Origin of the sequence: Methanofastidiosum sp. (assembly GCA_035362715.1) — an archaeon.
Taxonomy (GTDB): Archaea; Methanobacteriota_B; Thermococci; order Methanofastidiosales; family Methanofastidiosaceae; genus Methanofastidiosum.
The window spans coordinates 1-23,804 of the sequence record DAOSDU010000019.1; the positions used below are offsets into that span (position 1 = coordinate 1).

Below are 23,804 nucleotides of genomic sequence, written 5' to 3' on the forward strand. Positions count from 1 at the left end.
ATCCCTTGTATTCTGCATTTGATTCGGCTTCCTTAAGAAGTTTTAATAAATTTGTTGATGCTTTTACTGGGTACCTCCCAGCGAACCATTTTGAAAGTCCTTTCTTATGGCCAACTTTTTTGTAATATCTCTTGAAGGGTATAGGAGTTTCTAGTTTAATTGTGCTTTCTAGTAATTCCTTTGCCCTTTCGATCTTCATGCCTTTAATTGTATTGCATATCTCTCTACTATGTTTTGGAGATATATTCATATTTTTTCCATAAACTTTTGCAGTTTTTGTCTCATCTATATCAGTTCTTGAATAAGGCATCAGATCACCTCAATGGTACATACTGGGAAGACTTTGTAGAGCCCACTCCAGGGGCACCATGTGAAACTCTTCTTCTTGAAGGCGCGAATTCTCCTAAATAATGTCCCACCATCTCAGGAGTTATCTCTACAGGAACAAATTCCTTACCATTGTAAATTCCTATAGTAACTCCAAGCATCTCGGGGAGTATTACCATATCACGGCAGTGTGTTTTTACAGTATAATTGTTTCCAGCTTCCATTTCTTTTCTTGATTCTCGAATATTCTTAAGTAATTTTTTCTGTCTCACGGGAAGTCCTCTTTTGAGAGATCTTCTCTGTCTTGATGGCAAGAGTTCTATCAACTTGTCCATAGACATCTTTCCCATTTGATCAACAGTAAAACCCATGAAACTAAATTCTTTTTTAGCCAAGTTTAACGCCTCCTACCAGTTCTTTTTGCTGCTATGTGTCCAACTTTTCTACCTGGCGGTGCATTTCTTGAACAAGTTGTACCTTTACCTGGGTGCTTGTGGTTACCCCCACCGAACGGGTGATCGTTGTGATTCATTGCAATTCCTCTAACTTTTGGATATAGTGTGGCTTTACTCCTAAGCTTGTGGAATTTATTTCCTGCTTTTACTAGAGGCTTTTCTTTTCTTCCTCCGCCGGCCACTACTCCGATTGTACATCTGCATTCGGAATTCAAAGTCTTCATTACGCCTGAAGGAAGCAGTATTACTGTTTTCTTATTATCATGAGCTATTAATGTAGCATAAGTACCTGAAGACCTGACAAATTTGCCCCCGTCCCCAGGTCTTGATTCTATATTATAAATATAAGTTCCCTCAGGGATATTCTTCAAAGGAAGTGTATTCCCAATTTCAACTTCGGCCATTATTCCTGTTGCTATACTACTACCTACTCGAATTCCTTCTGGTACAAGAAATAATTCTTGTTCTTTATTATCAAAAAGAATCGTTGCTACTGGTGAAGTTCTAGCAGGATCATTGAATAGTTCTCTAACAACACCGCGTGTTACTCCATCTCTCTCTTCGTTGTCATAGCTTCTGTGTTTAACTCTTCCATTGTATCTATGTGAAGGGGCCTTGTATGTATTTGTTCCTCTTCCTCTTCTCTGTGAAATAATTCTTTTACCCAATCATATCACCTTAAAATACACCTATTTTTGTTGCGACTTCATCAGCAGGATACTCTTCTTTTAGTTTAACGTATGCCTTTTTCTTCCCAGTAGACAAAACAGTCGTGCTTACTTTTTCTACTTCAACTTCGTAAAGTTCTTCTACGGCATTATATATATCCTGTTTGTTGCTACCCATGGTAACAATAAAGGTCAATATATTATCCCTTTCCATAGTAGCTACAGTCTTTTCTGTAATAAGTGGATGGACAATCACGTCATGTGGATTTTTCACTTAAACACCTCATTTTTAGAAAGATACTTTATTGCATCTTCAGTCCATATTGTGAGTCTTCCTGCATGTGTACCTGGGGCTAGATGTTCAGCACTAAGCTTATCGACCATTACAATATCTACACCAGGGTGATTTCTTGCAGCCTTCATTATGCCTGCGTCCTTTCCAATAACTATTAACGGGCCTATTTTGTTTTTGTATCTCCTTCCCCTCATCTTTCCTCGTCCAGCCCTTATTGTTCTAGATTTTGATCTGATTATATCATCCCAAACTCCAAGGCTCTTGAATATATCTCTTGTATCCTTTGTCTTTTTTACTGTTTGAATCTTATTCTCAACAATTATTGGGAATTCGACATTATCTAAAAATCTGTGACCTCTTGACATCACCATTTCCTTGTTAGCTGTTATTGATATAGCTGATTTTATTGCTACAGTTCTTTCTTTATTGTTTATCTTCTCACTGATAACTTTCCAAGGTTTTGGTGGATGAGCTACAAACCCTCCTACAACGTGAGGTGCAAATGCAGCTCTTCTTGGGCCAGATTTCATCCTAGGTACTCTTGATATTCCAAGATTTTTTCTTCTTGGATGTGCAGACGTCATTCTTCCGGCAATTGGGCTTACTCCCCATGGTTGAATTCTATGAGTTATAGAAGCCAATACCGCTCTCTTGATTAAATCAGGTCTGTACTCATAAGAAAACACTGAGGGAAGGTCTATTGCTTTCAACTTCTCTCCAGTTATTGAATATACATTAGATTTCATTGTTTATGCCTCCCCTGCAGAAGCTTTGTAGAGGTAGGTAATATCTGGTACCCCTCCAGTTCTTCTTACTGGTACCCTTACAGATTTTCTAAGCCTTAATATTCGCTTTGTGGATCCTCCTACGCTACCTTTAAGCATAGCATAGTCAGATGTTAATAATCCATAATTCTTAAATCCTTCTTTTGGGGTAATATTGAGATCTTTTGGATTTGTTAATCTAAATATTCTTTTGTTAAGTTCTGTTCTCGTATGGAATCCCATCTGTCCAGCAAATGGCACAGTCCACATAACTTTTGGTGGATGCCATGGACCTATTGAACCTACATGCCTTCTTGCGTCATTAGATTTTCTAGTCTGTACTTTTACTCCCCATCTTCTTATTACGCCTTGGAATCCCTTTCCTTTTGTAACTGAAATAACATCGACGAATTCTCCTTCGTCTAAAACATCTTTTACCTTTAGTTCTTTTCCAAAAACACCCTTTAGGTATTCCAACTTGGCGTTAACATCTGCTCCGCCAATCCCGCTTTCCATGACCTCTGGTTTCTTTTTCAGATTAATGAGCTTTGGTTGTGTGCAAACAATAGCTCTTAAATCATCTACCTTTCCACCTTCTATAAGAGATTGGATTCTAGCAAGGTCTTTTTCAGGACTTTTTGTAACAGTTTTTGATCGTGAAAGTTCTTTCGGGCCTTCTGCCCAAGACTCTGTGACGGTTTTCAGTCCGTATGGAGTCTTCTTGTATGCCCTAACACCACAAACGTAAATTGGTGGAGTTTCTACCAAAGTTACAGGCACCACCATTTCTTTTCCTTTTGTAAGTGTATACTTTCTATCGTCTATCCTTAAAATGTGGGACATCCCTACCTTATAGCCGGGAAAGTCTAAGATCTTAACATCATCCACTTCTGGCCAACTATTCAAAGTTGGCACTATCTTTGAAGCCCTCTTTCTGGGGCTGTATCCCAAGGAACCTCTACGGGGTCTTTTATTTCGTCCACTACCGCCCATTTTTAAGCCTCCGGCTTTACATAAAGAGTATTAGGCCTAATAGCCCAAATCTCCAAATTTTATTATTGTACTATTAGTCAAGAATTGAGGAATAAAGTCGCTTTCACTCTATCCCCGTCTGTAATTCGTAACGTTTTTTTTTAAGCAAGTTCTGCTGTATTGGCAGTATAATATAGGATTTATAAATGTTATGGTGTATTGATTTTTTCACTTATTTACTATCCTCGGCCAATATAATCCAGACCACATTGCTAAGACTTACAACTAGTTCCTTGCCTGAGGAACCAGCAATATCAGTCACATCACTAAGACAAAGTACATCTTCATCGAAATCTAGTAACTTCCCTTTAAAGATGCTGCCGTCAATTGATATCACTAATCTTTTTCCATTGTAGTATTCTAGTTTTTTTAGTAGCAACTTTGACAATGCCTCACCGGAATTGAGATTTAAGAAAATTAGTATTTAAGTGTTTTTATTGGGAATATGATTTTTCGTTAATCTAAATCTCAAAAGAAAATAAAAGAATAGCGATTTTGTGAATCTCTAATTACATGCCCCTTTTTATGCATCCAATCAAGTAAATCCTGGACGTCATATTCATCTTTGAATAAATCAGTTGACTTAACTTCACGAAATATTTCAACTACATTTAGATACGGATTATTAATCAAAGTGGCTTGAACAACATTATATCGCTCATCTGATTCGTGATCTTTTATCGAATCTATTTCCTTCTTAATCGCGGGTTCACTTATCAAGCGTTCAAAGTTATCAAGCACATTTCTTCTTGAATCTTTAAGATATTTATTTGTTATCTCAGTTTTATCATCCGCTCTTGCAAACGACTGTGCTAATCTTCTGATATTATAACTAGTTCTATTCAGTATGGAACGAACTATCAATTCTCTTGTTTTATCTTGTTTGAATTTATCGGCTAAAAGAACATCATAATCTTTTGATAATAAGTCTATTATGTGCCGATATTCTTTATCGTAATTTTTTCCTTCTGTAGGATTATTGTAATGCGCATGAACAACCTGAATCCATAAATTCTCATCAATCATTTTAAGTAAAGGTCTGAGATACATATCATCTTCTGTCAACAACTGGTCGATATCTGACAAAGTAATTTCTGTTTGAGTAAAATTCCTGAAAGTTTCGAGGATCATCTGCCTTCTTGTTCCCTCATTAATTTTTATTGAAGAAAAAAGTGAGTACTCTCCTTCAAAATTATTTCGTTCAACTAGTGATTGATGCAGTTTGCTATAACTATCAGAATAAACTTTTGAGAGGATATTGTGCCCAATTTTAGGCTTTTCTGCAAGTTTGTACTGAATAGTATTTGAATCAAAATTAATTCCACTAATTGCTTTTTTTGGTGGATCCATACCCCGATATTCAGGCGGGACCATTAGCTGGATGATCTTCTGTAACTCGAGGGCAAGTTTTGAATTCCATGAAAGTGAGGATAGAGATATGCCCCCCACCCCCCCATCATAAGGTGCACTTAAAATAGGGGCTTGAAATGATCTTGATATTTCTCTATCTAAAGGTAAGTTTTCTGCAAATAAGTTTTCAATTATCCTTTTTTCGTATGGAACATCCAAGTAGATAGAATCTGAGGGAAGTTCTTCCCACTCATCAATTATAATAACAGATTCACTTTTATTCAGCTTCTCATTATAGATATATGATTTCTTTGATTTTATAATGCTAATAAGGCTATAATCTTCTGGAATATTCTTGCTTGAAGGAATCAATCCAATACTAACTGCAATAGGAGTATTATAAAGGGCAGATAGCCCTATTGATTTAGAATTAGTTTGAGATTCAATGGCGACATTCCATGAAGAATCCATGGACAGTGGAACAACATAAAGAGATATTTCTTCCAAAGACTTTCCATCTTCAGCTCTACTAAATTCCTTATACCAGTCTTTTACCTTACTGACCCTTATCTTTTCAAACTCTAAGAATTCAACATTAAGATATTGTCTATCCCATGGATACTCAGAATAGGTAGGATATTTCTTCCACAGATAATAATCATTAAGTCTTAAAGATTCATGATTTGCCATTTTATCCTTCAATTGAATATTGAGAGACTTATATATAAAAGTAACACAATTTCTTTTTATTGATTGACTACAATATTTATTTAAGTTAATAATCCCATTTGGAACTGGTAGAAGAATTATGGATATCTTTGAATATAAGAAGCAAGGCGGAAAATTAATTGGTATTTCTTTTAACTATAAAAACAGTATTTTTTCAGATGTCAGGGTATATGGAGACTTCTTTGTTTTCCCTGAAGAAGGAATGGATAATTTAGAGAAATCGATTAATCAAAAGAGTTTACCTGAAGTATTACAACTGATTGATGATTTTTTTTCTTCTGACTTTAGAGCATATGGGATAACTGCTGGAGACTTAAAGGAAGTATTTAAGAGGGCGATTAATGAAAAGTAAAAACATATGCTATCCTTCTAAAGACTCATTTCCAAGTATTTCGATTACAGGCGAGAAATGCTACTTTTCATGCATGCATTGTAATCGTAAATATTTGAAGTACATGATGCATGTTACCCAAGAAGATCTATATCAGAAAGCTATTGAACTAGATAACAAAGGAGCAAGAGGTATCCTTGTTAGCGGAGGACTTGACGAAAGAGGAAAGCTTCCAATTGACTATTCAATACTTAAGAAAATAAAAAAAGATACTGATCTTATAATCAATCTACATTCTGGATTTCTAACAAGAGAAGATGCAAAAGAAATAAAGAAAAGCAGGATTGATGCGGTATCCATTGATTTTGTTGGAAGTAAGGATACAATAGAAAGAATACTTAAGATACCTTTCAAGGTTTCAGATTATGAAAACGCTCTAAGATTCTTAATAGAGGAAGATGTTAATGTTATCCCCCATATATGTGTTGGCCTTGACTATGGAAAGGTCGTGGGCGAATACAATGTAGTTGAGATATTGAAAAAATATCCAATAAAAAATCTAACTTTATTAGTACTCATTAAGAATGAACTTGAGAAGACAAACAGCGTTGATTATGACATTCAATCAATAAAAGATTTCTTTTTTTATACAAGAAATTCTTTTCCCAATGTAACATTATCCTTGGGATGCATGCGCCCAAGAATAAAAGAGCTGGATGAAACTGCCCTTCTCTTTGACAATATTGTAAATCCAACAAAAAACATGATTAAACTTATAAGAAATGAGTCCAATATAATTGTAAAAGAAATATGTTGTTCTGTATGTTAGTGGTCCTATGGAAGAATTACCAACAATAAAAAGTAGTACAGAAATAAAAAAAATTCTAAGGTGCGCTTTTGATCTAACAGACCTTGAAGTGAGCATAATACTGATGCTTCCGTCTGAAGGAATGAGGGTTAAGGAAATTCAAAATATTCTAAAAAAAGATAGAACTACTATCCAAAAATCTTTGAAGATTTTAATAGATAAAGAGTTAATTTTTAGAGAATCTAAATGTTGTGTTCAAGGAAAAAGAGGGCGGTACTTTGTGTATAAATCTTTAGAACGCGAAGAGATAAGAAAAAAAGTACTGGCAAGCATTGATAAATGGTACAATGACCTTCAGGAATCCGTTAAATCAATTTAATCTTTATATGAAAAAAATATCACACCAAAGATTTTTAAGTAATTATTCTCTTTTTAGAGTTAGGTGAATTAGATGGGTAAGAACACAATTGAGCTAACAGATTCAAATTTTGATCAGGAAGTATTAAAGAGTAGCAAACCTGTCGTTGTTGACTTTTGGGCAACCTGGTGTGGCCCATGTCAGATGATTGCTCCCGTTATTGAAGAAGTTGCAGGCGAACATCCAGAATGGAAGATTGGTAAATTGGATGTTGACAAAAGTATGTCGGTAGCTCAGAGATATGGAATTAGGAGCATACCAACAATTGCTATATTTAGGGACGGGAAAGTATTCGACACGATAATTGGTTTCGTGCCTAAAGAAGAGCTCATAAAAAGAATAGAAAGAAATATTTAATTTTATTTAATACTTTTCTATTATACTATTTTTAAATAATAAATTATTAGAGTACTTTCCACTTTACAGTTGTAAATACTGGACCTCTGATGTCTATCTTGCCTTTACCCCTTAGATACTGATGGATATATGTTGGAAGCGAGACATTGATATCAGAAATGCTCCGGACTATAGGGATTCTTTCTTCGTATTCGCCAGGCTCTTTTGTTGCCTCTATTTTTGAAACAACTTTTCTAAAGAAAGCTTCAAGATATGAAATTTTGGTATCGACCCCATTTTTTATTATATTTAAAGAGTTTTCATCTTTAGAGTCTGGGAGTATTCCGACCATGGCCTTTTCTAAGACGTAAATCTGATTGAATCCTGCAGGCCCAATTAATTTAGTATTCTCCTCAGGTTCGGCGATCATTACTTCTATTTTTCTGCCTAAGAAATCTCCTTTGTACGAAGTAAATTCACATGGCGAGGATACATCTTTGTTTTGTCTTGCAGTTTCAATTAAAGCTTTCAATAGTTTTTCTCCTTCTGATGTTTTTATATCCTGAACAAACTCGATAGACTTTGCAATATCTTGATCGGAAAAGTCAACTTTGTAGAACTGTGGATATATAAGTTCACGAATATCATTTACACCGCTTCGGATCATGGATATTCTTTCTGCGCCCTGCCCAATATTCAAGACATCATATGGTATTTTGTATCCTTTCAAAACATCCTTTGAGTATAATCCAAAGTCTGCTATCTCTATCCAGTCACCTAATTTGATAAAAGCTTCGTGTTCTGTTCCAGCTTCGTAATAACTTGCACTTCTCTTTTTGACCTTAAATTTTACTTTGTCAAAGCCGAGTTTTTCTGTGAAATTTGTGACTATTTCTTTTCCTAATTCAGGAGAAATTTCTTTGTCCATTACAACGCAAGACGCGGAGAAATGGCTCCTAAGGTGAGTCTGATCTTCACGCTGCTCACGCCTGAAACATCTATCAATTGAAAATAACTTTAAAGGTAGTTCGCTTCTACCAGCAAGTGCTTGTAAAGTAATAAACCAGCCAGATGTCATATGGGACCTTAAAGTGAGATTTGTAGGAACCGGAATTAACTCTTTAAATTCTTTGAAAATGTCTAATACTTTTTCGGCTGCTTCAAACTCAATGCCAAGCCCTTTTGAAATCGCTTCGACAAAGTCATCACCCTCTATCGTTCCTCTCTTATAATCTTGTAGAGTTCTTTCAAGATTTCTACTTCTTCTCTCGTCAAGCTCTACAAACTGGGATATCTTATCTTTGACTTCCTTTGAAAGCCCTACATTGGGTCTTGGAAGCCCGGCAAGATAATATACCCTGTCCAGTATAGCGGGAGTCTCTGAACCCCACTGCTTATACATATCATCGTCAGTTATGAAAAGAGGATTGAACACCTCATCAAAATCAAGGTCAAGATAAATATTCCTAAGAATAGATATAGTTTCTTCTAAAATATGTGGCTTACCCATAAACTATCCCCTCTCCAGGATCAACTTCTCTCTTTGGCGAAACAGAAGGCATTGAAACAGGAGATGGAACGTTTATATCACTAGAAACGCCTATCGCCTCGACAAAACATCTGTAAAGTATTGCATTGTGGATAAAAAGAAATTTACCAGTGTCTAGCCTCTTCTTTTCTTTCCACTCGTTGAGTATTTCTTCTTTCTCAGATCCATCGTAAATAAAAACGCCCTCGATTTTAAGGGAACATACATTGGGAGAGTAATTGCAACAGAAAACAAATTCTATAAAAATATTGTTATTGTTACTATTATAAGCATCAGTTAAGGTCAAATTGCTTGAAATACTAACAGATGGCGACCCTTCGTCAACTCTGATAAATCTTTTGGCTTCGATGCCAGTTAAAATTACGCCCCCCATAACACCAGCCAAATGTATGAAATATTATATATAAGATTAACTTATTGGCTCAATCTCTAGATAATAAGACAACTCTTGATTCAGGTGCAGAATCAACTGCCCTATATCCTGATTTTTCTCCGAGTTCATTAGAGAATTCTAGTATATCATCAAACATCGGCATGTTTTCTACTTCAAGCCTCTTTCTTGAATAGCCAACAAACATGTAAGCTTTAGCCTCGATAAAATCAGGATTCGCCTTTTCTATAAGTTTTGAGTATTCATCAATATCTGCCATATTAAAATCCTTAACAAGAGTGAGCCTTAAGATTCTTCTTTTTGTTTTAATTTTTGGCAGAAACTCTAAAGACTCGTTTAGTTTTTCCCACCCATTTTTAATCTGTGGATTGCATACCCTTTCATAAGTTTCTTTTGTGGGTGCTGGCAATGTGATGTAAAGATTATCTGGATAAGTGTCCATTGAAGATAGCACTTCAGGAGTTGTCCCGTTTGTCACAAGAAATGTTGAGAAATTTCTTTTTTTAAATCCATCAATTAATCCCGATATATCTGGGTAAAGAGTAGGTTCGCCGGCTAGAGAAATTGCAACGTTTGTTGGGTCTTCTGCTTCTTTCAGTTTATTTATATCAACAGTTTCAAGAAATCCGTGGTAACCTGAGAGGAGCTCTCTTTGGGCCTCTATGCATCCTTCAATTATAGTTTCTGGATCATCATATTTAGAAGGAGTGTCTTCGTTATATTCAACTGGCCGCCAACAAAATAAACATTTGTGTGTGCACCAAGCAACGGAAGGAGTCATCTGAAGACATCTATGGCTTTCAATTCCATAGAATCTTTGTTTATAGCAAACTCTGCCTTCGGTCAAACTTTTTTTTGTCCAGTGGCATATTTTTACTGCGCTATGTTCCCCAACAATCCTGTATTTCTGCCTCTTCAGTATACTCCAAACTTTCTCCATCGCCATGACCTCCAAGGTCTTGAACAAAAAGCTCTACGCATTTCTTTAATCCTTCTTCCATGTTAGATTTACCGTTGGCACCGGCAGCACCTTTGTGGCCACCACCTTCACCACCAATTACTGGAGCTACTTGAGACATTATCTTGGCAAGATTTATTCCTTTATCAATGACTGATTTTTTAGCCCGGCCACTTATCCTGACCTCGCTTCCATTGTCCGCACCGACAAATGCAACGTCTGCTCCGGTTGAGAGAATAGACTTTGCTGCAAGAGCCTCACAGCTCGAAACATTAGAAGTTGCAACGATGAAATCAGAAACACTATAAAGTTTCATTCTCTGGTGTGCCTTTAGGATAGCTATCTTCTTCGATATGTCATCTTCAACTCTTAATAGTTCATCGACATCAGATATGTGATACCCTCTTTTGAAAATATGAATCAAAGTTTTCAAAGTGTTTACATCAGAAAATCTCATGTGCCCTGTATCGGTGACTATACCGGTAAGTATAGCACGAATGATCTTATCGCAGTTTGTATTTTCTTTATTGATTAATCCTTCATCCTTCATTTTGAGCATAATATCAAATATAATTTCGGCTGTCGAAGTCCTTTCCTTGTTAATAAAATATGTGTATTTAGTTCCCTTGAATTTGTTCGTTTCAAATGTCTCGTGGTGATCAATTGATATTACTACTTCGGCTTTCTCAATCATGCTCTCAAAAATTCCAAGTTGCACCGGAGTAGAGGTATCAAGGATTATCAGATTTTTGTGATCAGTCGGAGCTGTGACGATAAAATCTCCAAGACTAGAAATTAAGTTCTTTGACAAATTATTTAATGTTTCAGTTCCAATCATTACATTTTTGCCCTGAGATTTTAGCAATTCCTTTAAAGCAATTGCACTGCCTATGGCATCAGGATCTGCATTTTGGTGGAGAAGTATTATATATTGATCTTGTCGCAATAAAATTTCCATTAATCTAGTATACTCTACATTACTTAACATTTATTCATTCTCAACAAAATTTATCAAAGCTTTAGCCTGATGTAGGTTGTCCACCTAAAGCCTTCTGAAGATTTTTCTGCATCTCTTCAAGCTTCTTTTTCACTCTATCTTCTTGTTTCTCGATAGTAGTAATCCGGATACCGATGGACTCCTTCTTTTTGTTAAGATCATCCAACATATCTGCTTTTTCAGATTTAACTAAAATGCTACCAATACTTTTGTAAACAACTGGATTTTCAGTTTTTGAAAGTTCAGTCAATGCTGCCTCTGTCTCGTTAATTTCCAATTTCAAGGATTGTAATTGGTTTACTATTATCTGATACTGACTCTGCAACTGTTGAAATTGCATTAGTTCTTGTTGTATATTTTCCGGAATATTCTGCAAAAATACCACCTCAATATTATCTATACTTGAATCTAAAAAACAACAATTATAAACCTTTGGGTAGCATAAGTTTAAATAATCTCAAGAGAAGTGAGGATTTATGAGGGCACTATACATAGGTAGATTCCAGCCTTTTCATCTTGGACATCTTCATGTTGTAAAGTACATACTAGAATCATCTAAAGAAGTAATCATAGCTATAGGAAGTTCACAAGTTTCACATACAATACAAAATCCTTTTACTGCCGGTGAAAGATTTCTAATGATTAAAAAAACATTAGAAACAGAAGGCGTTGATCTTAGACGCGTTCACATTCTACCTGTACCTGACATATATAGAAATGCATTGTGGGTGAAGCATGTCGAAACAATCACGCCTCCCTTTGATGTAGTCTATGCAAACGAACCTGTAACAGTCAGACTATTCAAAGAATCGTCCTATGATGTAAGAGGGCCTGAATTCTATAAAAGGACTGTATATTCTGGGGAAGAGATAAGAAACAGGATCCTAAACAAAGGAAACTGGGAGAGTCTAGTGCCTAAGGCCACCGCCGAAGTTATAAAGGATATTGATGGGGTGGCAAGACTTTTTGAAATAATAAAGTCTGACAAAAAGGAAACTTCTTATCAAGAGATGTCGAACTCAGTCTAATCGATAAAGTTAAATACTGTTTTCTAATAAATCAAAAGGTTTAGATTATGGAACATAAAAGTATATTTACAGCTAGAGAGATATCTGAAATGGCTATTGCCATAGCACTCTCAACCGTACTCAGTTTCATAAAAGTTTTCCAGATGCCTCAAGGAGGATCAATAACTGCAGGAAGCATGATCCCAATAATATTTTTAGCTCTCAGAAACAGACCTAAAGTTGCTTTAACTGGAGCAATTCTTTATGGGCTAGTTCAATTCATGATAGAGCCTTTCTTCGTTCATCCTGTACAATTCCTTTTTGACTATCCTTTTGCATTTGGAGTTCTCGGTATTGCTACGTTCATAAAGAGATATCCTTTTGTTGGCGCAAGTGTTGGAGTTGCCTTGAGATTTATCTGCCACTTCCTTTCAGGTTTTATCTTCTTTGGTATGTATGCACCCGAAGGTATTAATCCAGTTTATTATTCGGCAATCTATAACGGTTCTTACTTGCTACCTGAGCTTTTCGTAACAGCGATATTTATTTATATACTGTCTAAGAAGAAGTTAATAGATGCCTTCAAATAAGAAAACTCTGATAATACTAAGCGAGTCTGAGCCCTGTCACCTAGAAGATAGTTTTGATCTTATATTGGTCGCAGATGGAGGGTATAGGACCGCTAAGAAAATGAACCTAAATATCGATGTTCTTCTTGGGGATTTTGATTCAATAACATCTGAAGAGATCAAAGAAGCAGAATCAAAAGGGATTAAGATTTTATCATTTCCAACTGACAAAGACAAGACCGATGGAGAGATTGCGGTAGATTATGCCATCTCTAAAGGCTCAACCGAACTTGTGATCCTTGGTAGTTTCAAAGAAGAGCTTGACCACGCATTGGGGAATCTATTCTTACTTTTTAAGGTTGACAAAGCTGGAATTAGTTCAAAGCTCCTTACTCAAAAATATGAGATTGAAATAATAAATTCAGAGAAAGAATACCTTAAGAAACAGGGCCATGAATTGTCTCTCATACCTGTTTCTGGAATAATTGAAGATCTTAATATTGAAGGTAGCCGCTATAATCTCTCAAACGTAAAAGTTGAAATGGGCCAAACTCTAACATTAAGGAATGTAATAATTGATAAAAAGGCAAAAGTATATTTTAAGAAAGGTAAAGTTTTATCTATCTTAAAAAGATAATATAATATTAATGTGGTGATTCCATAACTGAACTTTCAGAAAAAGAAATTCAAAGATATAAAAGACAATTAATCATAAAGGATTTTGGGGAAAAATCTCAGAAGGTTCTGAAAGATTCTACAATATCCGTATTTGGTTGCGGAGGTCTTGGATGCCCAGCTTCTACATACCTTGCTACAAGTGGAGTTGGAAAAATAAATTTAATTGACTTTCAAAAACCTGAGCTTTCTAATCTTAACCGGCAGATAATGCACTTTGAGAAAGATCTTGGAATAAAGGACAAATCCGTTTCACTTAAGGAAAAATTGGAGCAATTGAACAGTTCAATAGAAATAGAATCGTTTTCTTTGGAGATTGATGAGAAAAATATTTCAAAGTTTAAAGAAAGTGATGTTTTAGTAGATTGTTTAGATAATTTTCACACAAGGTACCTCTTAAATGAATTTTCATTAAGGCAAAAAATTCCACTAGTTCATGCAGCTGTAGAATCATATTATGGACAGATCACAACGATTATCCCTGGCAAAACTCCATGTATAAAATGCCTGTTTCCAAATATGCCAAATAAAAAAGGAATGTTCCCGATAGTTGGGCCAACTTGTGGAATTTTAGGATCACTTGAGGCCATGGAAGTGATTAAAGTACTTACTGGAATTGGAGAAACTCTATCGGGAAAACTACTGATTGTGGACTTAAAATGCATGGAATTTGAAACTATTAATTTTAAGAGAAAAGAAGACTGTTCGATTTGTTCTAAATATTTCTAGCAGGACATGCATTAGAGAATATTTATAAATTGTAGACAAAGGATAAAAATAGATGCTTTCAAAAAATCCAAAAAAACTACTCATACTCTTAGGCAGTATTGCTTTTTTAGTGCAAGGAGACAATTACGCTGCCGCTCCATTGCTCGTTAGCATAGCAAAAGACCTAAATCTCTCAATTCCCTCGGCGGCACTATCTGTTTCATCATATATGATCCCATTTGGAATTTTTACATTGATTTTTGGTCCTTTGGCAGATAGATTCGGAAAGGCAAAGATCCTTAATCTTGCAGCTTTCTGTACTGCTATTTTTAGTATGCTTTGTGCAATTGCGTTTGACTTGACATCACTTTGTATACTTAGAGGAATTAATGGTGCTTTTGCCGCGGCTGTTTTACCAGTTGCAGTTTCTCTTGTAGGGGATAGCTTTGAGGACTCAAAAAGACAGAACGCATTAGGCGCTGTAATTGGAATGATGTTCTTTGGAGGGGCTGTGTCACCAGGTATAGGGGGATTAGTTTCATATTATGGATCATGGAGACTCTTATACCTAATATACGGAATTGCAGAACTTATTGTTGCTATAATAATGATAAAGAGTCTCGAAAGAAATCCAGGAGTTATTACAAGTCTTAATTTTATAGAGGTATATAAAAAATCCTTTAATAATAAAAATTTAATAAAGGTTGTTAGCATACTATTCTTTTTAGGCTTTTCAGTTTTTGGGAGTTTTATGTTCTCTGGAAAATTTATCCAGGATAAATTGGGATATAATATTCTATTTGTAGGCGCTATATTATCCTTATTTGGATTGGCTACAGCTATTGGTGGTAGAAGGGCAGGTACTTTAAAGCAGATGTTAGGTAACAATCTGCTAATTTATGCGGGAGTCCTTGGTGGGGTTTCATGGTGTAGTATGATTTTATGGAACAATCCATTTCTTATCTCACTATCTTTGATTGGATTCGGATTTGCATTTATCCTCCTCCAATCTACAATAATTCAAACTGCCCAACAATTAATGCCTAAACAGAGGGGTACTGTGATGTCACTTGCATCTTTCAATATGTTCATAGGCGGGGGCATTGGAACATTCGTAAATGGTAAAATTCTAAGCTTATTCGGATTTGTACCAATATTCATGATTTCTTCAATAATAATTTTTGTAGTAGGATTGATTATAAGTTCTTATTTAAACAAAGCAAAATAAGGAAACTTTAAAGATTTTTTTAAGGCTAAGTATCCTCTAAGAATCCAACTTCAATATAGTACTGTGTGCTGACGCCTATCATATATGTCCCACCTTCATCTACTGTTAATTCGTTTCCTTCCATCTCTTTAAAATTTTTCCAGGCGGTGCCAAAATACTCAACAGTCTCATCTTCGCTTCGAACAAATTGATCTTCAAATTTCGTGTAATACACTGTAGGCGGTGCAGAGCATAATGAGCTTCTGCATGTTACAACTGCCCTAATAACTTGGTCACTCCTTATAGAATAAACATTTGCAATTATCCCAACTTCTGGCATTTTGTATCTTGCTTCTGGGATAAGTTTATAGAAAAATTTGGGTGCGCATCCGCATTCAACTGAGCATTTTTCCTTTACACTTTCAGGGGAGCAGATTCCATTTATGCATTTGTACGTCCATAGGTCTTCGCCTCTGCATTGATCATTACATTTAATCCTTTGGCAGAGATCAGTTATACAACCACATTTTTCAGAGCATGGCTCGATTCTTACAAAATCAACACATTCTCCATCCACACATTTTTGACTCCAAAGGTCTTCACCTTTGCAGATGTCAGGGCATTGAACATTCTCACAAAGGTCAGTTTTTACAACAGGAGGTGGTTGTTCACTAGGTTTACTGCATCCAGAAACTAAAATAAGTATGGCCACTAGGATAATTATCCCAAAAAGCCTTGCTCTCCTCTTACCCATGAAAATTTAAACTTCATAATTCAATATAAACTTTAAGGTTAGAAAATAAACTCATCCTTATATATCTGAAATTAGAAATTTGTCCATGGAGAATTCCTCTAAGAGATTTTGGGAGATTGATGTCTTGAGAGGAATAGCAATAATAATGATGGTTTTATATCATTTAAGTTACGACCTTTATTTTCTAGGTGATTTTCCAATAAAAATATATTCTCTCTCTTGGACTCTTTTCCAAAGAACGACTGCTTCCTTGTTCTTACTGCTCGTTGGCATATCGTTAACAATTAGTTATTCAAAGCTCAAATCAAAATACCAAAGAAAAGAGATTTTCATTAGAAATCTAAAAAGGGGCATTAAAATATTTCTTTGGGGTGCAATTATAACAATCTTTACTTTTGTTTTTTTGAGTAACGGGGTTATTCTCTTTGGCATACTCCACTTAATTGGAGTTTCTATAATAATATCATTTCCCTTACTAGACTACAAATACAAAAATCTTGCATTGGGGATAATAGTGATATTAATTGGAGTATACCTGGGTAATTTCAGATTTGATACAACTTATCTCTTGTGGTTAGGGTTTGAGCCAGAATACTTTTTCTCTTTTGATTACTTCCCAATACTGCCTTGGTATGGTGTTGTCCTGATTGGTATTTTTGTAGGTAATTTGGCCTACCCAGAATCTAAGAGAAGATTTAGCATGCTTGATTTTTCAGGCAATATAGTTTCTAGAGGTTTATCATACTTAGGAAAACATTCGCTGAAAATTTACCTAATTCACCAGCCACTAATAATCCTGTTATTATACGCTCTAGGATTTGCAAATTTATCTATTATTTGAATATAATCAAATATACCCTTTTCTGGAGAGTATTCTTTTTATTACTTTAATATTGAATGGTGCCCCATGCCCCGGGTATAATGTGTTGGCATTATTTTCAACAAGTTTTATCCAGCTTTGATATATCTCTTTTATGTCCTCCCCAAATATTGGTTCCCCTGCACCTATTCTAAGGGGAAGCCCGTTCATTGCAAGGTCCCCTATGAAAGCATTGCCTGAGCCCAGTATAACAGATATTGAGCCATTTGAATGGCCAGGAGTGTGGATAATCCTACCGTTGATACCATAATTGCTAAGGTCAAAATCAGAATCAATAATAATATCTGGCTTTGGATGATTAAAGCTCGTATCAATAGATGCAACTTTACTTAATAGAATTTTACCCCAAACGTTTAGAGGTTTTGTGCTCAATGAATCTGTTACCCCTAAATCTAAAAGAGTCAGATCATCCTTATGAAGAAGTATTTTGGCCCCTGTAATTTTTTTTAATTCAGATGCATTTCCAATATGATCATAGTGTGCATGCGTCAAAATAATAAGCCCGATGCTTTTGGGAAGTATCTTATTATTCTCAAGAAAATCCAAAATAAGTTGAGTTTTGCCCTTGTAACCGGTATCAATTAGAACATTACACGAGTTGGATTTCAAAAGATAGCAATTTGTTACCCCAACTTTTATAATATTAAACTTATTTTCCACAATTTTCAATATATTGGAAAGTCTTATAAGTTTTATAGTCTATGCTGATTATAGGTGTTTATATGGAAGAAGAAATTAACAACGATGAAACAAGTGAAGACAGTCAAAAATTTCCTTTGCCAATGGGTACCATTGTCAGAATCATGAGGACTCATCTCGATAGCGACAAGATGATTTCAAGGAAGGTCAAGGAAGAGATGAATCTATTTTTAGGTAAGATGCTTGAGGATGTCTCTACTAAATTAAATGAAAGCCCTTACGTCACAATTGATGAAGTGATGTTTAGAGAAGCTATAAGGCCTTATGAAAACATGAAATCAGTTGAACTTGAAAAAAAGAGAATAATAAAGACTCTCGAGAAGATCAAAGCCGACTGTGATGTTTTGATAGAAGAAGTTAACAGGACTTTTAGATTATAGATTTATTTATTTTTATTTAAATAAAATTATAAAAAATTAAATATTAAATTTTACTTATTATCTAAAGATCATGTTGTTAAAAAAGAAGATCCTGGCCATTGACGGTAGCCCAAGAAAGAATGGAAATACAGACTATCTTTTAGATTGTTTTATAAAATCTGCTAAGAACAGAAAAATTGGCCTCAAAATTCTATACTTGAGAGACTTAGATATACATCCATGCACTGGATGTGAAAAGTGTAGAAAAGATAAGATATGTACAAATTTTTTTGATGATATGGTGGATATATACCCACTAATTTATGAGTCTGTGGGTGTGATAATTGGCACCCCCACTCACAACTATAATGTCCCTGCATTGATGAAATCATTCATAGACAGGCTATATTGCTTTTATGACTTTACCGATGACAGACCAAGGCGGTATTCAAGCAGATTGGCCAATCAAGGTAGACAGGCAATTATATTTGGAATTGGTGAGCAAGAAACTATGGGAGAATTTGGTTTTACTCTTGAAGCACTTGAAATGCCTCTAAAAGCGCTGGGTTACAATACAATGTTTAAATTACCTGTGCTGGGTATTTTTGATAAAGGTGCTATTAAAAATAAAAAAGATGTAGTGTCAAAGGCAGAAAAAGCAGGGCTGGAAATGGTTAAATACATTGAAAATATTAGTTTCTCAAAATGAATTCCAGTATGCATTCAAGCAGAAGTTACAATTCAGAAATCTTATCTTTATTACATTTTAAAACTAAAAGGTAAACAAGACTTTAAAGTTATAAATAAATTTTATTTAAATAAAATTATAAAAAATTAAATATTAAATTTTACTTAATATTTGTTCCAAAAGTTCTTTTGCTTTTTTAAGATCGTTTACCGCTTTAATGACATTCCCTGTTTTCTTTGCATTTTGGATATACTGTTCTGCTTCGTTCCACATTGATTTTACATTGTCAGGAACACTGCATCCTGCACTTGAAACTCCGCTCTGTTTGCAATCTGCTGGAAGCTTATTTAATATCTGTGTCTGTAAGCTATTAACTGTTTTTAATCTGTTGTTGTAAGCTTATTTTAATTCTGCGTGTATGGCTAATTTTGAGTTGTTTAGGACTGCTACTGTGACAGTTGCTGTTGGTAGAGTTGATGCATCGTTTTGCATTCCACCGTACTCTACAATATAGCCGTCGATATTTTCAGAATCTATAAGGAGGTCATTCCAAGATCCAGAGTGATAAAATTCTCCGTAACTCTCTCCCCCTCCGCTGCCGTTATTTGGTTCTCCAAAAGTCCAATTACAGTAGATGTAACATTCTGGTCCAATATCTGGGTATCTTCCATAGAAAAATTTAGTGCCTGCTTCTGGACCTGTGACCCAATACCAATTATCATCCGCATCACCGGTTACGTCAGGATCATCAGTAGCACCCATCCAAGCAGAATTTTCTGTTGCATTAACATCTTCCATTAAAGCGATGAACTCATTTTCTTCTTGAGAAGTTATGGTGACTAAATAACCATTTAATCCATAGAGGGATAGTGCTGATGCATTAACATTGGCATCATCCCAAGTAAAAGTACCTGAAACAAAGTCATAATAGTGGCCAGTATCTATGCAAAATTTATCTATATTCCCATCATTAAGAGGAACAGAGTATGTAAATGTATCAATTCCAAACCAATTTGGATCGGGTGTATACCTTATCATGCCGTTTTCTATAATGGCCGTACCATGCTTTGGTTGGCTAATCGGCCCTATGTATTTAAGTTCTGTATTATCATTGGCTAAAACATTTATCAAAACAGTGCCATCTTTATCGCATATGGCAGAGTCGTTTACCGCTCCCCCAGAAGCCCAAACTGAAGAAACTAAAAAGCAGGGCATAATTAAAGAGAATATTACGAGTGAAGTTATTATTTTTCTTATTGCTAACATAGTATTACCTCCTTGCAATACATTGTATATCTATATATTATACATTAATATATAAACTTTTTGGAAATATTAGTTATCAATAATAGTAATCAATAACTAAAATAAAATGTAACTAAAAAATAGAATATCTTTCTATAGAAAATTAATAAGAGAATTCAAATAGCAAAATTATAGATTTATTTCCAAGAAGTCTTCTGCGACTATTGCATTTTCACAGTATTTTTTTGATTCTTCTTCAACTTCTTTTGTTTCATATCGCTGACTTATATGGGTCAAAACAAGCTTTTTTGCAGAAAGAAGCTGTGCAACTTCGCATGCCTCCTTAACAGTAGAATGGTAAGTCTCTTTCTTATCTTCTTGAGATATGAATGTTGAGTCATGAATCAGGACATCGCAGTGGTATGCTTCCTCTGGAAATGCATCTATCTTCTCCGTGTCGCCAGTATAGACTATCTTTTTTCCTTTCCTATCCTTACCTGTTACGTCATCAATCGATATTTCTTTACCGTTGACTTGAATTTTTCCATTTTTTTCAAGCAAAGAGAACATCTCACCCTTTATACCGAGCTCATCACAAAGTTTTTTGTTAAATTTTCCTCTTGAATCATTTACACCAAAAATATATCCAATTGCAGGAACTCCGTGTGATACAGGGAATGGCTTTATCCAATACCCGTCGAACTCTATCTTTTCATCAAAGACTTCTATGACATGAATATCAAAATCTGCAGAAAAATAGGGTATTGAGAATAATTGTTTCATATATACAATGGTGTCCTTTGGAACAAATATCTCAAGTAACTGCGTTCTGCCGTTTAGTTTCATAGATTGTATTAGGCCGACAAGCCCCATCACGTGGTCAGCATGCAGATGTGTTATGAAAATTTTTGATATTTTCATCGGTGAAACTTTCTTTATCATCTGCCTCTGTGTCCCCTCGCCACAATCAAAAAGCATGAACTCGCCGTTATTGTACTGTAAAGCTACTGAAGGAGGATTTCTATCCGAAGTAGGCTTTGATGCAGATGTTCCCAGGAATATAAGCTTCATCAGATTAAGAAAAGAAAAGAAGTTTAAATTATTTATTATAGAAGCAAAATAAAAGGGGTTATCCCTTGATATTTTGAGGGAACCATACCTAATCTCCACCCGTTGCCGGTACTTTCAACATAGCAATATTTTTTATCTCCGTTGTAATATCCCGAATTATAAAAAAAATAGGGATTAGAAGGATAATTATAGTTTGGAGAATAACTAGAGGGAACTAAGACTCCAACTGCCGCATGATCCGGAAAAATAAGTAAACAAACATCATATCCCATATCCCTTAATATTGCGGCTGCTAAGATACTTGTGTCTTCGCAATCTCCCCCTCTTTCAAATAATGTTTCTATAGGATAACGTGGATATTCGTCATAACCCGAAGATAAATCATCTTGCCCATAGGGTAAACTTTGAACAAAGGATAAAACAAAGTTTATTTTTTCATAATAATCGTATCCTTTTTTAATTGAAGCATTTAAAATTCCACCAGCAAGTTTTTTTGTAGTTGAATCTAGGGTATATTCTCTCCATCCCAAATAATCTTTTCTAGGTAAATTAGAATATTGATAATATTCATCGTAAGAGTATTCTAATTCCCATGTCCAATCATAATTATCGTATTCCCACCCGTAATTCCTAATAACAATTCTTCCAGGATAAGGATTCTCTAAATATACTATATTCTGTTTTGAAACATTTAAATTATAGTTTAATAATATAGGCCTAGGAGATTTATCTGATATTTTTAATCCTTCGATATTATTGCATTCCGTTATCCTTTGATTTGATATTGATGCAAGATAATAATCTCCACTATTTCGAGCTTCACTTTCGGCATAAATAAAAAAATTTCTTGCTTCTAAATATTTTTCTGCAATCATTAGTTTAGATCCAGTGTCATAAAAATTTTTTGCAACTATAGTTCTTTGCTCATTGGTAAATGAAGATACTAATAATATATTGGGTATCAATAATAGAATAAAAAACAAACATGTGAAACAAACTTTTTTCATGGAAATAAATAATCCACAATCTTATTTAAACTTATCTTTTAGCTCTTTCATTTATTAGAATGCAACCAGTCCAGACAATCTTATCTGGGTAAAACTTATTGTCAATGCCAAAATCATCAAGAAGCTTCTGTACATCAATTCCAAGCGATTCAAGGGAAGGCCTTGCCTTGTGAGGGTGTTTGCAAGGCCTATTTGTTATAGCTTTACACTCTATGCAAAAGGAACAACTACCACCCACTAAGCCCCATGACTCAATCCCTTTTTGAGATAGAAAATTTTCTAGCTCAAGTATCTTCTTGTGAAAGTCTATTTTAGATCTTTTGACTTTATTTTTGTCTTTTACATCTACATCTTCAAAATATCTTATCAAGATAGCTTTGTTATAATTGGATAATTTAGACTTGATCTCTTCAACTGTACCTATAAATGGGGGGCACATGTAATGTTTTCCATAATTACCACATAAATTCTGGTAACAATACACTCTGATTCTTTCTTCAGGAATTAATACAGATGGATCAAATTCTATGGACTCTTTCAAACTTAGTTTTTCAGATAATGATTCTAGCTCTGCTATGTATTCAGACACAATACTAATTCAAAAGCAAATCTTTTAAGATTAAAGGTTTTTTTTAGATTATGATTTCATTTACAGTTAAGGGTCATCCGGGAATTACCGCAGAGCACAGAAGCACTTTAGAATTCACAAAAGATGACCAGATTAAAGGCAACGGCGATTGCATATTGGGAATATCATCAGACCATGATATTGGCGACCTTAACAAACTAAATGGAAGATTAATATTTGTAATGAAGTTAGATGGCATCGAAGAAGCTTTTGAAGCCACTATACCAAAAAATCACAAAATAACTGATCAAAGGGAGCTTGTCATAAGAACATCTTCGTTTATCTCAGACAGAACCTATGCCATAACATCAAGCAAATCATCACTTGACATTGACAGAGGCTTAATTGAAGCCCTAAAAAAAGGCAAGGAAATGAAAATCATTGTCTATGAAAAGGAAAAATCTATACAATAGATATCTGTGTTTGGCGAATAGCTCTTTACAGTCCGTTCAGCTAGAAACTCAATCTTCTTATTATATTTTTCTGATTCTTCAGTTATCCTTTTCTTGACGAGATTAATATTCTCAGAAACTGCATAGAAGTGAACTATTGCACTCTTGTATGTTGAAAAGACGTCTGGAAGGAATTCAAATGAAGAGTGAGGTAGGTTCATGATTATCCTATCGGGGTTTTCAATATTCTTTATCTCGATTCTTGAATCGCCATGTATAGGGAGAATATTATAAGTCTTGTTAAGGGCAATATTCTTCTTAAGGTAGTATATGGCCACTTCATTTATATCAATCGAGTATATTGTTTTAGGCTCTGACTTTTTAGAGATCATGAGCGAGAATGGTCCAACTCCACAGAACATGTCCAAGACTGTTTCATCTTTATTGATAAGAGAGGTTATTCTTTTCCTCTCCTCCGATAATCTCGGTGAAAAATATACCTTCGAA

The 23,804-nt window shown here is 34.9% G+C and carries 33 protein-coding genes; 13 read left to right on the forward strand and 20 right to left on the reverse strand.

All coding sequences use genetic code 11. The features are described from left to right. From rplV to PLI06_09390, 8 genes are all read right to left on the reverse strand, one after another. Window positions 1-310: 50S ribosomal protein L22 (gene rplV, locus PLI06_09355; protein HOI77799.1), on the reverse strand; the 310-nt coding region annotated here is incomplete at its 3' end. A 4-nt stretch (window positions 311-314) separates the two neighbouring features. Next, window positions 315-722, reverse strand: coding sequence for a 30S ribosomal protein S19 (locus PLI06_09360; GenBank protein ID HOI77800.1), 408 nt, complete (start codon window positions 720-722; stop codon window positions 315-317). Between the two features lie 2 nt (window positions 723-724). After that, window positions 725-1,450 (reverse strand): 50S ribosomal protein L2, encoded by a 726-nt coding sequence (locus PLI06_09365; protein ID HOI77801.1) that lies wholly within the window; start codon window positions 1,448-1,450, stop codon window positions 725-727. A gap of 10 nt (window positions 1,451-1,460) precedes the next feature. Beyond that, window positions 1,461-1,724 (reverse strand): 50S ribosomal protein L23, encoded by a 264-nt coding sequence (locus PLI06_09370; GenBank protein HOI77802.1) that lies wholly within the window; start codon window positions 1,722-1,724, stop codon window positions 1,461-1,463. Continuing rightward, complete coding sequence (gene rpl4p, locus PLI06_09375) at window positions 1,721-2,491, reverse strand: 50S ribosomal protein L4 (GenBank protein ID HOI77803.1); 771 nt, start codon at window positions 2,489-2,491, stop codon at window positions 1,721-1,723. Before rpl4p ends, PLI06_09370 begins: the two co-directional genes overlap by 4 nt. A 3-nt stretch (window positions 2,492-2,494) precedes the next feature. Continuing rightward, window positions 2,495-3,502 (reverse strand): 50S ribosomal protein L3, encoded by a 1,008-nt coding sequence (locus PLI06_09380; GenBank protein HOI77804.1) that lies wholly within the window; start codon window positions 3,500-3,502, stop codon window positions 2,495-2,497. Between the two features lie 211 nt (window positions 3,503-3,713). Continuing rightward, window positions 3,714-3,929: a hypothetical protein gene (locus PLI06_09385; GenBank protein ID HOI77805.1), complete on the reverse strand. Its 216-nt coding sequence runs from the start codon at window positions 3,927-3,929 to the stop codon at window positions 3,714-3,716. A gap of 80 nt (window positions 3,930-4,009) precedes the next feature. Next, window positions 4,010-5,593: a hypothetical protein gene (locus PLI06_09390; GenBank protein HOI77806.1), complete on the reverse strand. Its 1,584-nt coding sequence runs from the start codon at window positions 5,591-5,593 to the stop codon at window positions 4,010-4,012. A gap of 106 nt (window positions 5,594-5,699) precedes the next feature. Between PLI06_09390 and PLI06_09395 the strand changes: the two genes are divergently transcribed. The 4 genes from PLI06_09395 to trxA all read left to right on the forward strand — a co-directional run bounded on the left by PLI06_09395 (window position 5,700) and on the right by trxA (window position 7,534). Further along, complete coding sequence (locus tag PLI06_09395; protein HOI77807.1) at window positions 5,700-5,972, forward strand: hypothetical protein; 273 nt, start codon at window positions 5,700-5,702, stop codon at window positions 5,970-5,972. Continuing rightward, the gene (locus tag PLI06_09400; GenBank protein ID HOI77808.1) at window positions 5,962-6,780 is read left to right on the forward strand and encodes a radical SAM protein; all 819 of its coding nucleotides are present in this window, start codon (window positions 5,962-5,964) and stop codon (window positions 6,778-6,780) included. Before PLI06_09395 ends, PLI06_09400 begins: the two co-directional genes overlap by 11 nt. Window positions 6,781-6,787: 7 nt before the next feature. After that, on the forward strand, window positions 6,788-7,138 hold the full coding sequence (locus tag PLI06_09405; protein ID HOI77809.1) for a helix-turn-helix domain-containing protein: 351 nt from the start codon (window positions 6,788-6,790) through the stop codon (window positions 7,136-7,138). 72 nt (window positions 7,139-7,210) lie between these two features. Further along, window positions 7,211-7,534, forward strand: a complete 324-nt coding sequence (gene trxA, locus PLI06_09410) for a thioredoxin (GenBank protein ID HOI77810.1) — start codon at window positions 7,211-7,213, stop codon at window positions 7,532-7,534. A 46-nt stretch (window positions 7,535-7,580) separates the two neighbouring features. Here trxA and sepS read toward each other — a convergent pair whose 3' ends face one another. Genes sepS through PLI06_09435 form a run of 5 tightly spaced genes read right to left on the reverse strand, consistent with a single transcriptional unit; the run spans window position 7,581 to window position 11,784 of the window. Beyond that, the gene (gene sepS, locus PLI06_09415) at window positions 7,581-9,023 is read right to left on the reverse strand and encodes an O-phosphoserine--tRNA ligase (GenBank protein ID HOI77811.1); all 1,443 of its coding nucleotides are present in this window, start codon (window positions 9,021-9,023) and stop codon (window positions 7,581-7,583) included. Then, the gene (locus PLI06_09420) at window positions 9,016-9,435 is read right to left on the reverse strand and encodes a hypothetical protein (protein ID HOI77812.1); all 420 of its coding nucleotides are present in this window, start codon (window positions 9,433-9,435) and stop codon (window positions 9,016-9,018) included. Before PLI06_09420 ends, sepS begins: the two co-directional genes overlap by 8 nt. A 49-nt stretch (window positions 9,436-9,484) precedes the next feature. Beyond that, entirely contained in the window at window positions 9,485-10,393 is a 909-nt protein-coding gene (gene twy1 / locus PLI06_09425; GenBank protein ID HOI77813.1) for a 4-demethylwyosine synthase TYW1, read from the reverse strand. Next, window positions 10,335-11,399 carry a DHHA1 domain-containing protein gene (locus tag PLI06_09430; GenBank protein HOI77814.1) on the reverse strand — a complete coding sequence of 355 codons (1,065 nt, stop codon included), beginning with the start codon at window positions 11,397-11,399 and terminating at the stop codon, window positions 10,335-10,337. The genes twy1 and PLI06_09430 overlap by 59 nt, the downstream gene beginning before the upstream one ends. 31 nt (window positions 11,400-11,430) lie before the next feature. Then, window positions 11,431-11,784, reverse strand: a complete 354-nt coding sequence (locus PLI06_09435; GenBank protein HOI77815.1) for a prefoldin subunit beta — start codon at window positions 11,782-11,784, stop codon at window positions 11,431-11,433. A 100-nt stretch (window positions 11,785-11,884) separates the two neighbouring features. Between PLI06_09435 and PLI06_09440 the strand changes: the two genes are divergently transcribed. The 5 genes from PLI06_09440 to PLI06_09460 are packed head-to-tail and all read left to right on the forward strand — an operon-like array spanning window position 11,885 to window position 15,595. Beyond that, window positions 11,885-12,436, forward strand: a complete 552-nt coding sequence (locus tag PLI06_09440) for a nicotinamide-nucleotide adenylyltransferase (protein HOI77816.1) — start codon at window positions 11,885-11,887, stop codon at window positions 12,434-12,436. 47 nt (window positions 12,437-12,483) lie between these two features. Continuing rightward, window positions 12,484-13,005 (forward strand): energy-coupled thiamine transporter ThiT, encoded by a 522-nt coding sequence (gene thiT, locus PLI06_09445; GenBank protein HOI77817.1) that lies wholly within the window; start codon window positions 12,484-12,486, stop codon window positions 13,003-13,005. Next, on the forward strand, window positions 12,992-13,621 hold the full coding sequence (locus tag PLI06_09450) for a thiamine diphosphokinase (protein HOI77818.1): 630 nt from the start codon (window positions 12,992-12,994) through the stop codon (window positions 13,619-13,621). The genes thiT and PLI06_09450 overlap by 14 nt, the downstream gene beginning before the upstream one ends. A gap of 23 nt (window positions 13,622-13,644) precedes the next feature. Then, window positions 13,645-14,388 carry a HesA/MoeB/ThiF family protein gene (locus tag PLI06_09455; protein HOI77819.1) on the forward strand — a complete coding sequence of 248 codons (744 nt, stop codon included), beginning with the start codon at window positions 13,645-13,647 and terminating at the stop codon, window positions 14,386-14,388. Window positions 14,389-14,440: 52 nt separating this feature from the next. Then, entirely contained in the window at window positions 14,441-15,595 is a 1,155-nt protein-coding gene (locus tag PLI06_09460) for an MFS transporter (protein HOI77820.1), read from the forward strand. 25 nt (window positions 15,596-15,620) lie between these two features. Here the strand turns inward: PLI06_09460 and PLI06_09465 are convergent, their stop codons facing one another. Then, the gene (locus PLI06_09465; protein ID HOI77821.1) at window positions 15,621-16,328 is read right to left on the reverse strand and encodes a hypothetical protein; all 708 of its coding nucleotides are present in this window, start codon (window positions 16,326-16,328) and stop codon (window positions 15,621-15,623) included. An 85-nt stretch (window positions 16,329-16,413) separates the two neighbouring features. On the opposite strand from PLI06_09465, the gene PLI06_09470 reads away from it, so the two are divergent. After that, window positions 16,414-17,169: a heparan-alpha-glucosaminide N-acetyltransferase gene (locus PLI06_09470; GenBank protein ID HOI77822.1), complete on the forward strand. Its 756-nt coding sequence runs from the start codon at window positions 16,414-16,416 to the stop codon at window positions 17,167-17,169. A 6-nt stretch (window positions 17,170-17,175) separates the two neighbouring features. Here PLI06_09470 and PLI06_09475 read toward each other — a convergent pair whose 3' ends face one another. Continuing rightward, the gene (locus tag PLI06_09475) at window positions 17,176-17,868 is read right to left on the reverse strand and encodes an MBL fold metallo-hydrolase (GenBank protein HOI77823.1); all 693 of its coding nucleotides are present in this window, start codon (window positions 17,866-17,868) and stop codon (window positions 17,176-17,178) included. A gap of 62 nt (window positions 17,869-17,930) precedes the next feature. Here PLI06_09475 and PLI06_09480 point away from each other — a divergent pair, with 62 nt between their 5' ends. Both PLI06_09480 and PLI06_09485 read left to right on the forward strand, forming a co-directional pair. Then, window positions 17,931-18,287 (forward strand): NFYB/HAP3 family transcription factor subunit, encoded by a 357-nt coding sequence (locus tag PLI06_09480; protein ID HOI77824.1) that lies wholly within the window; start codon window positions 17,931-17,933, stop codon window positions 18,285-18,287. Window positions 18,288-18,357: 70 nt separating this feature from the next. Further along, on the forward strand, window positions 18,358-18,975 hold the full coding sequence (locus PLI06_09485; protein ID HOI77825.1) for a flavodoxin family protein: 618 nt from the start codon (window positions 18,358-18,360) through the stop codon (window positions 18,973-18,975). 378 nt (window positions 18,976-19,353) lie between these two features. On the opposite strand, the gene PLI06_09490 is transcribed toward PLI06_09485, so the two are convergent. The 4 genes from PLI06_09490 to PLI06_09505 form a co-directional block, all read right to left on the reverse strand. Continuing rightward, entirely contained in the window at window positions 19,354-20,220 is an 867-nt protein-coding gene (locus PLI06_09490; GenBank protein HOI77826.1) for an Ig-like domain-containing protein, read from the reverse strand. A gap of 168 nt (window positions 20,221-20,388) precedes the next feature. Further along, window positions 20,389-21,270, reverse strand: a complete 882-nt coding sequence (gene rnz / locus PLI06_09495) for a ribonuclease Z (protein ID HOI77827.1) — start codon at window positions 21,268-21,270, stop codon at window positions 20,389-20,391. Window positions 21,271-21,305: 35 nt separating this feature from the next. Continuing rightward, the gene (locus tag PLI06_09500) at window positions 21,306-22,277 is read right to left on the reverse strand and encodes a hypothetical protein (GenBank protein HOI77828.1); all 972 of its coding nucleotides are present in this window, start codon (window positions 22,275-22,277) and stop codon (window positions 21,306-21,308) included. Window positions 22,278-22,308: 31 nt separating this feature from the next. Next, the gene (locus PLI06_09505) at window positions 22,309-22,866 is read right to left on the reverse strand and encodes a DUF2284 domain-containing protein (GenBank protein ID HOI77829.1); all 558 of its coding nucleotides are present in this window, start codon (window positions 22,864-22,866) and stop codon (window positions 22,309-22,311) included. 50 nt (window positions 22,867-22,916) lie between these two features. On the opposite strand from PLI06_09505, the gene PLI06_09510 reads away from it, so the two are divergent. Next, the gene (locus PLI06_09510; protein ID HOI77830.1) at window positions 22,917-23,318 is read left to right on the forward strand and encodes a DUF371 domain-containing protein; all 402 of its coding nucleotides are present in this window, start codon (window positions 22,917-22,919) and stop codon (window positions 23,316-23,318) included. On the opposite strand, the gene PLI06_09515 is transcribed toward PLI06_09510, so the two are convergent. After that, on the reverse strand, window positions 23,291-23,804 hold a 514-nt coding region (locus tag PLI06_09515; protein HOI77831.1), incomplete at its 5' end, for a methyltransferase. The genes PLI06_09510 and PLI06_09515 overlap by 28 nt on opposite strands.

Bases quoted from the DNA above. Each gene is read 5' to 3' on its own strand.
- PLI06_09450 (HOI77818.1), top strand. From the start codon at position 12,992: ATGCCTTCAAATAAGAAAACTCTGATAATACTAAGCGAGTCTGAGCCC.
- PLI06_09510 (HOI77830.1), top strand. From the start codon at position 22,917: ATGATTTCATTTACAGTTAAGGGTCATCCGGGAATTACCGCAGAGCAC.
- PLI06_09485 (HOI77825.1), top strand. From the start codon at position 18,358: ATGTTGTTAAAAAAGAAGATCCTGGCCATTGACGGTAGCCCAAGAAAG.
- PLI06_09400 (HOI77808.1), top strand. From the start codon at position 5,962: ATGAAAAGTAAAAACATATGCTATCCTTCTAAAGACTCATTTCCAAGT.
- PLI06_09395 (HOI77807.1), top strand. From the start codon at position 5,700: ATGGATATCTTTGAATATAAGAAGCAAGGCGGAAAATTAATTGGTATT.
- rnz (HOI77827.1), bottom strand. From the start codon at position 21,270: ATGAAGCTTATATTCCTGGGAACATCTGCATCAAAGCCTACTTCGGAT.
- rpl4p (HOI77803.1), bottom strand. From the start codon at position 2,491: ATGAAATCTAATGTATATTCAATAACTGGAGAGAAGTTGAAAGCAATA.
- thiT (HOI77817.1), top strand. From the start codon at position 12,484: ATGGAACATAAAAGTATATTTACAGCTAGAGAGATATCTGAAATGGCT.
- PLI06_09470 (HOI77822.1), top strand. From the start codon at position 16,414: ATGGAGAATTCCTCTAAGAGATTTTGGGAGATTGATGTCTTGAGAGGA.
- twy1 (HOI77813.1), bottom strand. From the start codon at position 10,393: ATGGAGAAAGTTTGGAGTATACTGAAGAGGCAGAAATACAGGATTGTT.
- PLI06_09420 (HOI77812.1), bottom strand. From the start codon at position 9,435: ATGGGGGGCGTAATTTTAACTGGCATCGAAGCCAAAAGATTTATCAGA.
- PLI06_09480 (HOI77824.1), top strand. From the start codon at position 17,931: ATGGAAGAAGAAATTAACAACGATGAAACAAGTGAAGACAGTCAAAAA.
- PLI06_09405 (HOI77809.1), top strand. From the start codon at position 6,788: ATGGAAGAATTACCAACAATAAAAAGTAGTACAGAAATAAAAAAAATT.
- PLI06_09430 (HOI77814.1), bottom strand. From the start codon at position 11,399: ATGTTAAGTAATGTAGAGTATACTAGATTAATGGAAATTTTATTGCGA.
- PLI06_09460 (HOI77820.1), top strand. From the start codon at position 14,441: ATGCTTTCAAAAAATCCAAAAAAACTACTCATACTCTTAGGCAGTATT.
- trxA (HOI77810.1), top strand. From the start codon at position 7,211: ATGGGTAAGAACACAATTGAGCTAACAGATTCAAATTTTGATCAGGAA.
- PLI06_09380 (HOI77804.1), bottom strand. From the start codon at position 3,502: ATGGGCGGTAGTGGACGAAATAAAAGACCCCGTAGAGGTTCCTTGGGA.
- PLI06_09500 (HOI77828.1), bottom strand. From the start codon at position 22,277: ATGAAAAAAGTTTGTTTCACATGTTTGTTTTTTATTCTATTATTGATA.
- sepS (HOI77811.1), bottom strand. From the start codon at position 9,023: ATGGGTAAGCCACATATTTTAGAAGAAACTATATCTATTCTTAGGAAT.
- PLI06_09490 (HOI77826.1), bottom strand. From the start codon at position 20,220: ATGTTAGCAATAAGAAAAATAATAACTTCACTCGTAATATTCTCTTTA.
- PLI06_09465 (HOI77821.1), bottom strand. From the start codon at position 16,328: ATGGGTAAGAGGAGAGCAAGGCTTTTTGGGATAATTATCCTAGTGGCC.
- PLI06_09440 (HOI77816.1), top strand. From the start codon at position 11,885: ATGAGGGCACTATACATAGGTAGATTCCAGCCTTTTCATCTTGGACAT.